The sequence below is a fragment of the Streptomyces sp. DSM 42067 genome (assembly GCF_055792885.1).
Genome location: NZ_CM147706.1, coordinates 4,029,577 through 4,042,519 on the forward strand (window position 1 = coordinate 4,029,577; position 12,943 = coordinate 4,042,519).

Consider the following 12,943-nt stretch of genomic DNA (forward strand, 5'->3'; position numbering starts at 1 on the left):
CGCCCCCTGATCAACACCGGCCCCCACCGGCGCTGCCATCAGGGTACGGGCGAGCGGCAGGCACGGAAGGAAATTCGCAAAACTGGTTGGCCAGCGCGTTTATGGTGAGCCGCATGTTTCGTATAGAGACGGAAGTCGACAGACAGCGACGTGATCTGCTTCGTTCGCGACTGAGGGACACCAATACCGAGGCGTCCCCGGTACTGCGGGAACTGCGCGGAACCCAGCTGGACCGAGAAGTTCCGCTGCAGGTCTGGGCGTTGGACGAGTCCGGCGAGCTCGCGGCGGGCCTCGACGCGCACACGTGGGGGCGGTGGCTGCACGTGAACCTGCTGTGGGTCGACGCCCGCCATCGTGGTACGGGACTGGGGTCGCGGCTCCTCACGGCCGCCGAACGAACGGCCCGCGAGGAGCGCGACTGCGTCAACTCCCGTGTCTGGACGTGGGACTTCCAGGCGCCGGATTTCTACCGTAAGTATGGGTATGAGGTAGTGTGCACGATCCCCGACTATCCGGCGGGGATCACCGAGTACACCCTGACCAAGCGAATCGGCTGATCAAGCACTGTCGAAGCGCTCGCTCAGCCGATCCACCCGGACCAGTCAGGCGATCCGCCGCGCCCCCGCCGAAGGCACCGCCGGGAACACCCGCGGTGCCGTGTAGCCGGCCGCCGCGAACGCCTCCATGACCGACTTGGTCACCGTCTCGGCGTCGGACTCCTCGACGAGGACGACCGCCGAGCCGCCGAAGCCGCCGCCCGTCATACGGGCGCCCAGCGCGCCGGCCGCATTCGCGGTCGACACGACCAGGTCCAGCTCGGGGCAGGAGATCCGCAGGTCGTCGCGGAGCGAGGCGTGGCCCTCGGTGAGAACCGGGCCGATGGCGCGGACGTCACCGGCGTCGAGGAGTGCGATGACCTGCTCGACCCGGTGGTCGTCGGAGACGACGTGGCGCACGTAGCGGCGGACCCGCTCGTCGTCCAGCTTGGCCAGGGCCGCTGGCAGCTCTTCGTACGCGATGTCGCGCAGGTGGGAGACGCCGAGCGCCCTCGCGCCCGTCTCACAGCCTTCCCGCCGCTCGGCGTACGCCCCGTCGCCGAGCGCGTGCTTCACGCGGCTGTCGACGACAAGCAGCTGGAGGCCGTGGGCGGACAGATCGAACGGGACCTGACGGATCGACAGGTCGCGGCAGTCGAGGTGCAGGGCGTTGCCCTCGGTGCAGCAGGCCGATGCCGTCTGGTCCATGACGCCGCAGGGGACGCCGACGAAGTCGTTCTCGGCGCGCTGGGCGAGCTTCGCCAGCTCGGGGCGGGTGAGGCCGAGTTCGAACAGGTCGTTCAGGGCGAGGGCGGTGACGACCTCCAGGGCCGCCGACGACGACAGGCCCGCGCCGGTCGGCACGGTCGAGGCGAGGTGGATGTCCGCGCCGGTGACGGCGTGGCCCGCGCCGCGCAGCACCCACACGACGCCCGCCGGGTACGCGGCCCAGCCGGTGTCCGTGCCGGGCTGCAGCTCGTCGACGCGGAGCTCGACGACGGGGCCGTCGATGTCGGCGGAGTGCAGGCGCAGCACGCCGTCGTCCCGGCGGGAGACCGCGGCGACCGCGGTGTGCGGGAGCGCCAGCGGCATCACGAACCCCTCGTTGAAGTCCGTGTACTCGCCGATCAGGTTGACCCGCCCCGGCGCCGCCCACACGCCGTCCGGTGCCGCCCCGTACAGCTCTTCGAACCCTGCGGCGACCTCGGCCGCGACACCTTCGCTCACGATCCGCTCTCCTCCTGACGTGCCTGCGCGAACGCCCAGGCGTCGGCGACGATTCCCGCGAGGTCCGCGCGGGACGGGTTCCAGCCGAGGCGCTCGCGGGCGGTCTGCGCGGAGGCGACGAGCACCGCCGGGTCGCCGCCGCGGCGCGGGGCCACGACCTCCGGGATCGGGTGGCCGGTGACCTGGCGGACGGTCTCGATGACCTCGCGGACCGAGAAGCCGTTGCCGTTGCCGAGGTTGCAGATCAGGTGCTCGCCGGACGTCGCGGCCTCCACGGCGAGGAGGTGGGCCTCGGCCAGGTCGGCGACGTGGATGTAGTCGCGGATGCAGGTGCCGTCGGGCGTCGGGTAGTCGTCGCCGAAGACGGAGATGGCGTCGCGCTTGCCCTGCGCGACCTGGAGGACGAGCGGGATGAGGTGCGACTCGGGGTCGTGCCGCTCGCCGCAGGTGCCGTAGGCGCCTGCCACGTTGAAGTAGCGCAGCGACACCGCACCCAGCCCGTGGGCGGCCGCCTCACCGGTGATCATGTGGTCGACGGCGAGCTTCGACGCGCCGTACGGAGAGGTCGGCGCCGTCGGGTCGGACTCGGTGATCGGCGTGTTGACCGGCTCGCCGTACGTCGCCGCGGTGGAGGAGAAGACCAGCTTGCGGACCCCGGCCTCGCGCATCGCTGCGAGCAGCGCCATCGTGCCGCCGACGTTGTTGTCCCAGTACTTCTCGGGCTTCACGACAGACTCGCCGACCTGCGAGAACGCGGCGAAGTGGAGCACGGCGTCGTAGGAGTCGTCGAGCCACTTGGCGGCGTCGCGGATGTCGCCCTCGATGAACGCGGCGCCCGCGGGCACGCCCTCGCGGAAGCCGGTGGAGAGGTTGTCGAGGACGGTGACCTGGTGGCCCGCCTCCAGCAGGTGCTGGGCGACGACGCTGCCGACATAGCCCGCTCCGCCGGTGACCAGGTACTTCCCACTCATGAACTCGCTACCTCTCGCAGTCGCTGGGCCGCGGTCTCCGGCGGCACGTCGTTGATGAACACGTTCATGCCGGACTCGGAACCCGCGAGGAACTTCAGCTTGCCGGAAGTGCGGCGAATGGTGAAAAGCTCGAGGTGAAGCGCGAAGTCGTCACGGCTGACGCCCTCGAACTCCTCCAGCGCGCTGAACGGCGCCTGATGCCACGCGGCGATGTACGGCGTCGGCGGCTCACCCTCACCGAAGATCCGGTCGAAGCGCCTCAAGAGTTCCAGATAGACCTTGGGGAACTCTGTGCGTGCGTCCTCGTCGAGCGCCAGCAGGTCGGGCACGCGGCGCTTGGGGTAGAGGTGCACCTCGTACGGCCAGTGGGCGGCGTACGGCACGAAGGCGACCCAGTGCTCGCCCTCCAGCACGATCCGGGAGCCGTCGGCCCGCTCCTGCTCGACGACGTGGTCGAAGAGGTTGCCGCCGCCGGTGGCCTCCTTGTGTGCGGCGGCCGAGCGCAGCATCAGGGCCGTACGCGGGGTGGTGAAGGGGTAGCCGTAGATCTGGCCGTGCGGGTGGCCGAGGGTGACGCCGATCTCGGCGCCGCGGTTCTCGAAGCAGAAGACCTGCTCGACGGCACTCAGGTGGGAGAGCTCGGCGGTGCGGTCCGTCCAGGCGTCCAGGACGAGGCCCGCCTGCTCCTCGGTGAGGTCGGCGAAGGACGCGTTGTGGTCGGACGTGAAGCAGACGACCTCGCAGCGGCCGGAGTCGCCGGCGAGCGAGGGGAAGCGGTTCTCGAAGACCACGACGTCGTAACTCGAGTCGGGGATCTCGCTCAGCCGGTCGCCCTCGGACGGGCACAGCGGGCACTCGTCGGCCGGCGGGTGGTAGGTGCGGCCCTGGCGGTGCGAGGCGATGGCGACGGAGTCGCCGAGGAGCGCGTCGTGGCGGATCTCCGACGTCGTGGACGTCGGATCGAGCGGCCGCCGGTCGGCGGCATCGCGTACGACGTCGTCACGCGAGTCGTAGTAGATGAGCTCACGACCGTCGGCGAGCCGGGTCGAGGTCTTCTTCACTGGCGGGCTCCTCATCACACCCATCAAACAGAACTACACATAACAAACCACAATGCAACAGCAGCGTCAATGGCTGCACAGGGCAGTCGAAAGGCTGAGGCGGGCACGGATCGCCCCTGGCGAGACAGGCATCACGAAGTACATGGATCCGCCACGGATAATCCGGGCAAAGTCGTGAGGTCGATCACAATCAAACAGAGAACATCAGGTGAACTGTTCAGATCTTGAAAGATTGGGCGTAGGTTTCGGCGAGTTAAGTTCGCGCAACGAAGCGAGTTCCCCCATGCACTACCTCGCCGACGGGCTCCGGCTCCCCACGAACGGGCTCGATTACACGATCCTGGCGATCTATTTCGTCGTCGTTCTGGGCATCGGCTTCGCCGCCCGGCGCTCCGTGAAGACGAGCCTCGACTTCTTCCTGTCGGGCCGCTCGATGCCCGCCTGGATCACCGGCCTCGCCTTCGTCGCCGCCAACCTCGGCGCCACGGAGCTTCTGGGCATGGCCGCGACCGGCGCCCAGTACGGCGTCGCCGTCGTGCACTGGTACTGGATCGGCGCCATCCCGGCCATGGTGTTCCTGGCCCTGGTGATGATGCCGTTCTACTACGGCTCCAAGGTCCGGTCCGTTCCGGAGTTCCTGCTCCAGCGCTTCGACAAGTCGGCGCACCTGCTGAGCTCGATCCTCTTCGCGTTCGCCTCGGTCCTGATCGCCGGCGTCAACCTGTACGCCCTCGCGATCGTCGTCGAGGCGCTCCTCGGCTGGCCGCAGTGGGTCGCGATCGTCGTCGCCGGCTTCCTGGTCCTCGCGTACATCACGATCGGCGGTCTGTCCTCGGCGATCTACAACGAGGTCCTGCAGTTCTTCGTGATCCTCGCCGCGCTCATCCCGATCACCATCCTCGGCCTGAAGAAGGTCGGCGGCTGGGACGGCCTGACCAGCTCGCTGCAGCAGAGCCACGGCGACAACTTCCTCACGGCCTGGGGCGGTACGGGCATAGGCGAGGCCAACGCCCTCGGCGCCAACTGGCTGACGATCGTCCTCGGCCTCGGCTTCGTGCTCTCCTTCGGCTACTGGACGACCAACTTCGCCGAGGTGCAGCGCGCCCTGTCCGCGAAGAACCTGTCAGCCGCCCAGCGCACCCCGCTGATCGCCGCCTTCCCGAAGATCTTCATCGTCTTCCTGGTGATGATCCCGGGCCTGGTCGCCGCCGTCCTCGTCCCGAAGATCGGCACCGCAGGCTCGGACCTGACGTACAACGACGCGATTCCCTACCTGATGCAGGAGCTGCTGCCCAACGGCGTGCTCGGCATCGCCGTGACCGGTCTGCTGGCCGCCTTCATGGCGGGCATGGCGGCCAACGTGTCGTCCTTCAACACCGTGTTCACGACCGACATCTGGGCGAAGTACGTGGTCAAGGACCGCGACGACACCTACTACGTGAAGTTCGGCCGCCTCATCACGGCGATCGGTGTGCTGGCCTCCATCGGCACGGCGTTCCTGGCCTCCAGCTTCTCCAACATCATGGGGTACCTGCAGACCCTGTTCTCGTTCTTCAACGTGCCGATGTTCGTGGTCTTCATCATCGGTATGTTCTGGAAGCGCGCGTCCATGAAGTCCGGCTTCTGGGGCCTGATCGCGGGCACCGTCGCCGCGATGGTCAACTACTTCGTGATCTACAAGCAGGGCATCGTCGACATCCCCACCGACCAGGGCGCCAACTTCGTCTCCGCGATCGCCGGTTTCGTCGCCGGTGCGGTGGTCATGGTCGCCGTCACGCTCTTCACCAAGCCGAAGCCGGAGGCCGAACTGGCCGGTCTGGTCTACGGAACCCGGTCGCCCGGCATGGACGAGCTGCCCGACAAGGGCGACGAGGGCTGGTACCGCAAGCCGGCCGTGCTGGGCTGGGGCGCGATCGTGATCGCCGCCCTCTGCTACATCCCGTACTCCTTCTGACCCGATCGGAGGCACTGAATCATGTCTGACCTGCATCGCGAAGTCTCCGAGCTGGAGAGCAAGTCGGCGACCGCCGCCCGTCTCTTCGACCTCCGCCGGATCATCGGCTACCTGTTCGTGCTCTACGGAGTGATCGTCACGATCGCCGGTATCAACCCGTCCGAGGCCGACCTGGCCAAGGCGGAGGGTGTCCACATCAACCTGTGGACCGGCATAGGCATGCTGGTCCTGGGCCTGTTCTTCCTGGCCTGGGTCAAGCTGCGCCCGACGGCGCCGCCTACGCCCGACGAGGAGTAGTCCCCGGTAGTCCCCCGGGCGGGGCCGGAGTTCACTGCGATGACGGTGACTCCGGCCCCGTCGGCGTATCCGGGGCACCGGACGAACCGGGCGCGCCCGGCAGGGCTCCCGGCACCGGGCCCGCGCGGTCCAGCAGCCCCGTACGGGCCGCGAGCGCCGCCGCCTCCAGCCGCGATCCGACCCCCAGCTTCATCAGCACCCGCTGCACATGCGTACGGGCAGTGCTCGGTGCTATCCCCATGCCGGCCGCGATCAGCCGGGTGTCCTCGCCGTCCGCGACCCGCACCAGCACCTCGATCTCGCGCGGAGTGAGGATCTGCAGCAGCCGCTGCCCCTCGTCGTCCGGCTGGGCGGCCGGATTGAGCAGCTCACTGAAGGCGCCCTGCAGCAACTGAGGCGCCACCGCCGCCTCCCCGGCCCGCGCCTTCATGATCGCGCGCTCGACGCCTTCGATCCGCTCGTCATGCCGTACGTAACCGGAGGCGCCGGCCGCGAAGGCCGCGGCGATCCCGCGCGGCGACGGCACGGGGCCGAGGACCAGGACCGCCACCTGCGGCCGCTCCCGCTTGATCTTCACCACCGGGTCGAAGATCCCGGGCTCCGCCGGTGTCGCCGTACCCAGCAGACACACCTCCGGCGCCCTGCTGATGACGAGCTCCGCCGCCCCCGCGGCCGGGGCGGTGGCGGCGAGCACCCGGTGCCCGCGCAGCTTCAGCGCCGAGGCGAGCGCCTCGGCGAGCAATCGGTGATCGTCGACCACCACGAGACGCACACCCATCGAGAACCCCCCAGTTCCCCCCACTGATCCCCCACGGATCCGGAGGCCCCCCGGTCTCCGTTCATCGGAAGCTACACGCTTGTTCGACATTGCGCGCCCCCTACTGGTGAAAGTGCCCCGGAATGCGGAAATGGCACATCGACCGGTGACAAGGCGAGAACGAGCAAGATACGGGAACGGCCCCGCTCCTGGGGGGCAGGGCCGTTCGGGGTACTTCCACGTGTACGCCGCCTACCTGGCGGCTACTGGGCGCCGAAGCGATCGGCGCCGTTCAGGGGCCGGGGGTCTGGGGGTCGCCCCCAGAAGGCGCAGTCACGCGTCCTCAGCGAGCTCCAGCCACCGCAGCTCCAACTCCTCGCGCTCGCCGACCAGTTCGCGCAGCTCGGCGTCCAGCCCGGCCACCTTCTCGAAGTCGGTGGCGTTCTCGGCGATGGCGGCGTGCAGCTTGGACTCCTTCTCCGAGATCCGGTCCAACTGCCGCTCGATCTTCTGGAGTTCCTTCTTCGCGGCGCGGCCCTCTTTGGAAGACACAGTCGCTGCGGAGACCGTCTTCTCCTGGGCAGTTGCGGCAGCGGACGCCGCGGTCGGTGCGGCCGCCTCGGCCATGCGGTGCCGCCGCTCCAGGTACTCGTCGATGCCGCGGGGCAGCATCCGCAGCGTCGCGTCACCGAGGAGCGCGAACACGCGGTCGGTCGTCCGCTCGATGAAGAACCGGTCGTGGGAGATCACGATCATCGAGCCGGGCCAGCCGTCGAGGAGGTCCTCGAGCTGGGTGAGCGTCTCGATGTCGAGGTCGTTGGTCGGCTCGTCGAGGAAGAGGACGTTCGGCTCGTCCATGAGCAGGCGCAGCAGTTGCAACCGCCGCCGCTCACCGCCGGAGAGGTCCCCCACGGGCGTCCACTGCTTCTCCTTGCCGAAGCCGAACGTCTCGCAGAGCTGGCCCGCGGTCAGCTCGCGGCCCTTGCCGAGGTCGACCCGGTCGCGGACCTGCTGCACGGCCTCCAGGACCCGCAGGTCCGGGTTGAGTTCGCCGACCTCCTGGGAGAGGTAGGCGAGCTTCACGGTCTTGCCGACGACGACCCGGCCGGCGGTCGGCTGCTTCTCGCCGTCCGAGTGGGCCGCGTCCGCCATGGCCCGCAGCAGGGATGTCTTGCCCGCGCCGTTGACACCCACCAGGCCGATACGGTCGCCCGGGCCGAGCTGCCAGGTCAGATGCTTGAGCAGCACCTTCGGGCCGGCCTGCACGGTCACGTCCTCGAGGTCGAAGACGGTCTTGCCGAGCCGTGAGGACGCGAACTTCATCAGCTCGCTGCTGTCGCGCGGCGGCGGCACGTCCGCGATCAGTTCGTTGGCGGCCTCGACACGGAACCGCGGCTTGGACGTACGGGCGGGGGCGCCGCGCCGCAGCCAGGCGAGCTCCTTGCGGACGAGGTTCTGCCGCTTGGCCTCCTCGGTCGCCGCGATGCGCTCGCGCTCGGCCCGCGCGAAGACGTAGTCGGAGTAGCCGCCCTCGTACTCGTAGACCGTGCCGCGCTGCACGTCCCACATGCGTGTGCAGACCTGGTCGAGGAACCACCGGTCGTGCGTGACGCAGACCAGCGCCGAGCGCCGCGCCCGTAGATGCCCGGCCAGCCAGGCGATGCCCTCGACGTCAAGATGGTTCGTGGGCTCGTCGAGGACGATCAGGTCCTGTTCGGCGATGAGCAGCTTGGCGAGCGCGATACGGCGCCGCTCGCCGCCGGACAGCGGGCCGATGACCGTGTCCAGACCGCGTTCGAACCCCGGCAGGTCGAGACCGCCGAAGAGGCCCGTCAGGACGTCGCGGATCTTGGCGTTGCCCGCCCACTCGTGGTCGGCGAGATCGCCGATGACCTCGTGCCGCACGGTCGCCTCGGGGTCGAGCGAGTCGTGCTGCGTGAGCACGCCGACGCGCAGCCCGCCACTGTGCGTGACCCGCCCGGTGTCGGCCTCCTCCAGCTTGGCGAGCATCCGGATCAGGGTCGTCTTGCCGTCGCCGTTGCGACCGACGACACCGATCCGGTCCCCCTCGGAGACGCCGAGGGACACGCCGTCGAGCAGTGCACGGGTGCCGTACACCTTGCTGACTGCTTCGACATTGACGAGATTGACCGCCATTTTGCTCCTGCTCCGGGGATCGACCGACTTCCCAGAGTACGGGTGCGGCGGACCGGGCCGACCCCTCGCCCTCGCCCTCGCCCTCGCCTGAGCCTCACCTCGGACGTTCAGTTTTCTGTACGTCACTGGGAGGCGACCATGCGGACCATGTCCTACACCGAATCGCGGGCGAACTACGCCGAGACCCTCAACGCCGTCGTCAACGACCGCGAGGAGGTCATAGTGACCCGCGCAGGGCATGAGCCGGTGGTGATCGTCGCACTCGACGAGTACGAGTCCCTGAAAGAGACCGCCTACCTGCTCCGGAGCCCCGAGAACGCCCGCCGCCTGCTGGCGTCGATCGACCGCCTGGAGAGCGGCGGGGGCACCATGCGGGAGCTCGCCGAATGAAGTCCGTCTTCGACGAGTCGGCCTGGGGCGACTACGTCTGGTGGCAGGCCCAGGACCGGAAGATCCTCAGCGGATCAACATCCTGCTGCAGGATGTCGCCCGCAACGGAAACGAGGGCATCGGCAAACCGGAGCCCCTGAAGGACGGTTTCCAGGGCTACTGGTCCCGCCGGATCACGGATGAGCACAGGCTGATCTACAAGGTGGTCGAGGACGAGGTCCGCGTTGCGGCCTGCCGCTATCACTACGGCCGCTGAGATCAGCAAGCCGAGGTGACGTCCACAGCGCGGACACCGGCTACATCAAGCCGATCTTCTGACGCACTGGCTCAGATGACGGTGGCCCCGGGCGCCGGGGACACCGCGACCCGTGCCGTACGACAGGTGGCGGAGGCGGTCAGCGCCTCCGCCACCGCCGTTGCCGCCTCGGCGTCCTTCGCCAGGAAAGCGGTGGTCGGGCCGGACCCCGAGACCAGCGCCGCCAGGGCACCGGCCTCCGTGCCCGCGCGCAGGGTGTCGGCAAGCGAAGGCCGCAGCGAAAGCGCGGCCTGCTGAAGGTCGTTGGCGAGGGTGGCGGCGAGCGCGGAGGTGTCCCCCGTGCGCAGGGCCTCGAAGAGGGCGGGCGAGGGCTCGGGCTCCGGGACGGCGACGCCCTCGGTGAGCCGGTCGAACTCCGCGTACACCGCCGGGGTCGACAGCCCGCCGTCCGCGACTGCGAACACCCAGTGGAACGTGCCGCCCACCTCCAGCGGAGTCAGCAGCTCGCCCCGGCCCCGGCCGAGAGCGGCGCCGCCGACGAGGCTGAACGGCACGTCGCTGCCCAGTTCGGCGCAGATCGCGAGCAGGTCCTCGCGGGAGGTCTCGGTACCCCACAGCGTGTCGCAGGCGAGCAGGGCGCCCGCAGCATCGGCGCTGCCGCCCGCCATGCCGCCCGCGACGGGGATGTCCTTGGCGATGTGGATGTGCACGGCGGGCTCACCCAGGCCGTGGCGGGCGGCGAGTGCGATGGCCGCCCGCGCCGCCAGATTCGTACGGTCGAGCGGCACCTGATCGGCGTCCGGTCCCGAGCAGGTCAGCCGAAGGCTGTCCGAGGCCGTCACCGTCACCTCGTCGTACAGCCCGACGGCGAGGAACACGTTCGCCAGGTCGTGGAAGCCGTCGGGGCGCGCGCCGCCCACGGCCAGCTGGACGTTGACCTTGGCCGGTACTCGTACGGTGACGCTCACATTGCCCTTCACTTACGCGCTTCCCTCGTTGTCCACAGGCTGTTTGTTCTCCGCGATCCGGGCGAACTCCTCGACCGTCAGCGACTCTCCGCGGGCCTGCGGCGAGACGCCCGCCGCGACCAGCGCCGCCTCGGCCGCCGCGGCCGATCCGGCCCAGCCCGCCAGCGCCGCCCGCAGCGTCTTCCGCCGCTGGGCGAAGGCCGCGTCGACGACGGCGAAGACCTCTTTCCTGGACGCCGTCGTGTCGAGCGGCTTCGCGCGCCGCACCAGCGAGACCAGTCCGCTGTCCACGTTCGGCGCGGGCCAGAAGACGTTGCGTCCGATGGCGCCCGCCCGCTTCACCTCGGCGTACCAGTTGGCCTTGACCGACGGCACGCCGTACACCTTCGAGCCGGGCGCGGCGGCGAGCCGGTCGGCGACCTCCGCCTGGACCATGACGAGCGTGCGCTCGATGGTCGGGAAGGTGTCGAGCATGTGCAGCAGCACGGGGACGGCCACGTTGTACGGAAGGTTGGCGACGAGGGCGGTCGGGGCAGGGCCCGGCAGCTCGGTCACGTGCATCGCGTCGCTGTGGACCAGCGCGAAGCGGTCCGCCTTCGCGGGCATACGGGCGGCGATCGTCGCGGGGAGTGCGGCCGCGAGGACGTCGTCGATCTCGACGGCCGTGACGCGGTCCGCCGCCTCGAGCAGCGCCAGGGTCAGCGAGCCGAGGCCCGGGCCGACCTCGACGACGACGTCGTCCGGGCCGACGTCCGCGGTGCGGACGATCCTGCGGACCGTGTTGGCGTCGATGACGAAGTTCTGGCCGCGTTGTTTGGTCGGGCGTACGCCCAGGGCGGTGGCCAGCTCGCGGATGTCCGCGGGGCCCAGGAGGGCGTCGGGGTGGGGCGTGCTCACCGCCCCAGGGTACGTGGGCCCTCCGGGGGGTGCGGGCCGCCTGGGGTGCCGCAGCACCTACGGCGCCCACCGTCGTGTCGTGGTGTTGTGCCCACCCTCCCCCAGACTCCGTCCGGGAGGTGCCCCCAGCCCTGCGGAACGCCTGCCCACAACGGGTGGCGGAACGCCTGCCCACAACGGGACCGCGCCTACCTGTACAGCCGGCGGCCGCAATGCGGCCATGGTGCGGCGCCCCGGCGCACGTACAGCTTCTTGGCCCGGTACGTCTGTTCCGCCGGCGAGGCGTCCTGGGGACGCCCCATGCCGCCGACCGAGCGCCAGGTGCGGCGGTCGAACTGGTAGAGGCCCCCGTACGTCCCCGAGGGATCCATCGCGCGGGGACGGCCGCCCGACTCGCACTGCGCGAGCGCGCCCCAGTCGAGACCCTCGGCGCCCGCGACGGACCCGGGCAGCGGCTTCGTGCCGGTCTTCACCAGCTGCGTCTCGGGCTCCCGCAGCACCTCGGACCTGACGGGCCGGGGCCGCTGCTTGACGCCGTCGACGGTGCGCAGGGCGTACGTGACCCGCCGCGTGCCCTGCCGCCCGGCCCGCACCACGACCTCCGTACCGCGGAACAGCGAGGGGTCCGAGGTCTTCTGCACGTCGAACGGGATGGGTTCCTCGCGCACCTCCTTGCCGGCGATGACGCGCATGACCGTGATCGTCTGGCCCTCGTACGGAAAGCTGCGTGGCACCGCGGACGTGGTGTCCTGGGCGCCCATCCGGATCCCGGCCTCGTCGACGGCCTCGCGGACCGTGGCCGCGTTCGTACGGATGGTCCGCTCCCGTCCGTCCGCCATGATCGTGACCGTACGTTCGGTGCGGACGTCGAGCCGCAGCCCGTACCGGCCGATCCGCTGGGAGCGGGAGACGGACAGATAGGCGCCCTCCGCCCGCACCCGGAGCTGCCGCAGGGCTTCGTCGACGGTCCTTGCCGTCGTCCAGAGGCTGCGTCGCCGGCCGTCGAGGGTGAGGTGCATCTGCCGGCCGAAGCGGACGACGACCTCGTCGCGGCCGGCCAGCGCGGTGGTGGGTGCGGGCGCCACGATGTCGTGCTCGCCGACGTCCAGCCCTTCGTCGGAGAGCAGCTCGCCGACGCTGTCGGCGAAGGTGTGCAGGGTGCGCGGTCTGCCGTCGACGGTGAGGTGGACCACCTTGTCGTCGGCGACGAACGCGGTGGTGCCGCCCGCGAGTAAGACCACGACCAGCGCCTGCGGCACGATGCGGCGCAGTGTGTCGTGCCGCTCGGCGGCCTTCCTGTGGCGCGCGGCCTGCCGCGCCGCCACGCGCCCGCCGGGCCGTGGGCCGCACCGGGCTGCGGTATCGGCGTATCCCCCCGCCGTTTCGTACGTCTCGTCCTGCGAATTGCTCACGCGACGCTCCAGGGGTCCTGATCGGGGTCAGAACCTAACCGAGCATCGTCACTCTCCAAA

The 12,943-nt window shown here is 69.9% G+C and carries 12 protein-coding genes and 1 pseudogene; 5 read left to right on the forward strand and 8 right to left on the reverse strand.

The window, feature by feature from the left end; all coding sequences use genetic code 11:
- Positions 1–101: 101 nt before the first annotated feature.
- Entirely contained in the window at positions 102–557 is a 456-nt protein-coding gene (locus ACSMXV_RS18480) for a GNAT family N-acetyltransferase (protein WP_473178990.1), read from the forward strand.
- 45 nt (positions 558–602) lie between these two features.
- On the opposite strand, the gene galK is transcribed toward ACSMXV_RS18480, so the two are convergent.
- Genes galK through galT form a run of 3 tightly spaced genes read right to left on the reverse strand, consistent with a single transcriptional unit; the run spans position 603 to position 3,795 of the window.
- Positions 603–1,763 (reverse strand): galactokinase, encoded by a 1,161-nt coding sequence (gene galK / locus ACSMXV_RS18485; protein ID WP_473178667.1) that lies wholly within the window; start codon positions 1,761–1,763, stop codon positions 603–605.
- Positions 1,760–2,734, reverse strand: a complete 975-nt coding sequence (gene galE / locus ACSMXV_RS18490) for a UDP-glucose 4-epimerase GalE (RefSeq protein WP_473178668.1) — start codon at positions 2,732–2,734, stop codon at positions 1,760–1,762. Before galE ends, galK begins: the two co-directional genes overlap by 4 nt.
- A complete protein-coding gene (gene galT, locus ACSMXV_RS18495) occupies positions 2,731–3,795 on the reverse strand; it encodes a galactose-1-phosphate uridylyltransferase (RefSeq protein ID WP_473178669.1) in 1,065 nt (354 codons plus the stop codon). The genes galE and galT overlap by 4 nt, the downstream gene beginning before the upstream one ends.
- A 283-nt stretch (positions 3,796–4,078) precedes the next feature.
- Here galT and ACSMXV_RS18500 point away from each other — a divergent pair, with 283 nt between their 5' ends.
- A complete protein-coding gene (locus ACSMXV_RS18500) occupies positions 4,079–5,749 on the forward strand; it encodes a sodium:solute symporter family protein (protein WP_473178670.1) in 1,671 nt (556 codons plus the stop codon).
- Between the two features lie 21 nt (positions 5,750–5,770).
- A complete protein-coding gene (locus ACSMXV_RS18505) occupies positions 5,771–6,046 on the forward strand; it encodes a hypothetical protein (protein WP_473178671.1) in 276 nt (91 codons plus the stop codon).
- 31 nt (positions 6,047–6,077) lie between these two features.
- On the opposite strand, the gene ACSMXV_RS18510 is transcribed toward ACSMXV_RS18505, so the two are convergent.
- Complete coding sequence (locus ACSMXV_RS18510; RefSeq protein ID WP_473178672.1) at positions 6,078–6,824, reverse strand: helix-turn-helix transcriptional regulator; 747 nt, start codon at positions 6,822–6,824, stop codon at positions 6,078–6,080.
- Positions 6,825–7,136: 312 nt separating this feature from the next.
- Positions 7,137–8,960 (reverse strand): ABC-F family ATP-binding cassette domain-containing protein, encoded by a 1,824-nt coding sequence (locus ACSMXV_RS18515; RefSeq protein ID WP_473178673.1) that lies wholly within the window; start codon positions 8,958–8,960, stop codon positions 7,137–7,139.
- Between the two features lie 138 nt (positions 8,961–9,098).
- On the opposite strand from ACSMXV_RS18515, the gene ACSMXV_RS18520 reads away from it, so the two are divergent.
- Positions 9,099–9,350, forward strand: coding sequence for a type II toxin-antitoxin system Phd/YefM family antitoxin (locus ACSMXV_RS18520; protein ID WP_473178674.1), 252 nt, complete (start codon positions 9,099–9,101; stop codon positions 9,348–9,350).
- Positions 9,347–9,606, forward strand: a pseudogene (locus ACSMXV_RS18525) (Txe/YoeB family addiction module toxin). Before ACSMXV_RS18520 ends, ACSMXV_RS18525 begins: the two are co-directional and overlap by 4 nt.
- Positions 9,607–9,677: 71 nt before the next feature.
- Here ACSMXV_RS18525 and ACSMXV_RS18530 read toward each other — a convergent pair.
- The 3 genes from ACSMXV_RS18530 to ACSMXV_RS18540 all read right to left on the reverse strand — a co-directional run bounded on the left by ACSMXV_RS18530 (position 9,678) and on the right by ACSMXV_RS18540 (position 12,883).
- Positions 9,678–10,574, reverse strand: coding sequence for a 4-(cytidine 5'-diphospho)-2-C-methyl-D-erythritol kinase (locus tag ACSMXV_RS18530; RefSeq protein WP_473178991.1), 897 nt, complete (start codon positions 10,572–10,574; stop codon positions 9,678–9,680).
- 12 nt (positions 10,575–10,586) lie between these two features.
- Positions 10,587–11,471 carry a 16S rRNA (adenine(1518)-N(6)/adenine(1519)-N(6))-dimethyltransferase RsmA gene (gene rsmA, locus ACSMXV_RS18535; protein WP_473178675.1) on the reverse strand — a complete coding sequence of 295 codons (885 nt, stop codon included), beginning with the start codon at positions 11,469–11,471 and terminating at the stop codon, positions 10,587–10,589.
- A 188-nt stretch (positions 11,472–11,659) separates the two neighbouring features.
- Positions 11,660–12,883 carry a ubiquitin-like domain-containing protein gene (locus ACSMXV_RS18540; protein WP_473178676.1) on the reverse strand — a complete coding sequence of 408 codons (1,224 nt, stop codon included), beginning with the start codon at positions 12,881–12,883 and terminating at the stop codon, positions 11,660–11,662.
- Positions 12,884–12,943 lie beyond the last annotated feature (60 nt).

Coding starts and splice junctions, on each gene's coding strand:
- ACSMXV_RS18480 (WP_473178990.1), top strand. CDS start 102: ATGGTGAGCCGCATGTTTCGTATAGAGACGGAAGTCGACAGACAGCGA.
- galE (WP_473178668.1), bottom strand. CDS start 2,734: ATGAGTGGGAAGTACCTGGTCACCGGCGGAGCGGGCTATGTCGGCAGC.
- ACSMXV_RS18500 (WP_473178670.1), top strand. CDS start 4,079: ATGCACTACCTCGCCGACGGGCTCCGGCTCCCCACGAACGGGCTCGAT.
- ACSMXV_RS18505 (WP_473178671.1), top strand. CDS start 5,771: ATGTCTGACCTGCATCGCGAAGTCTCCGAGCTGGAGAGCAAGTCGGCG.
- ACSMXV_RS18510 (WP_473178672.1), bottom strand. CDS start 6,824: ATGGGTGTGCGTCTCGTGGTGGTCGACGATCACCGATTGCTCGCCGAG.
- ACSMXV_RS18515 (WP_473178673.1), bottom strand. CDS start 8,960: ATGGCGGTCAATCTCGTCAATGTCGAAGCAGTCAGCAAGGTGTACGGC.
- ACSMXV_RS18520 (WP_473178674.1), top strand. CDS start 9,099: ATGCGGACCATGTCCTACACCGAATCGCGGGCGAACTACGCCGAGACC.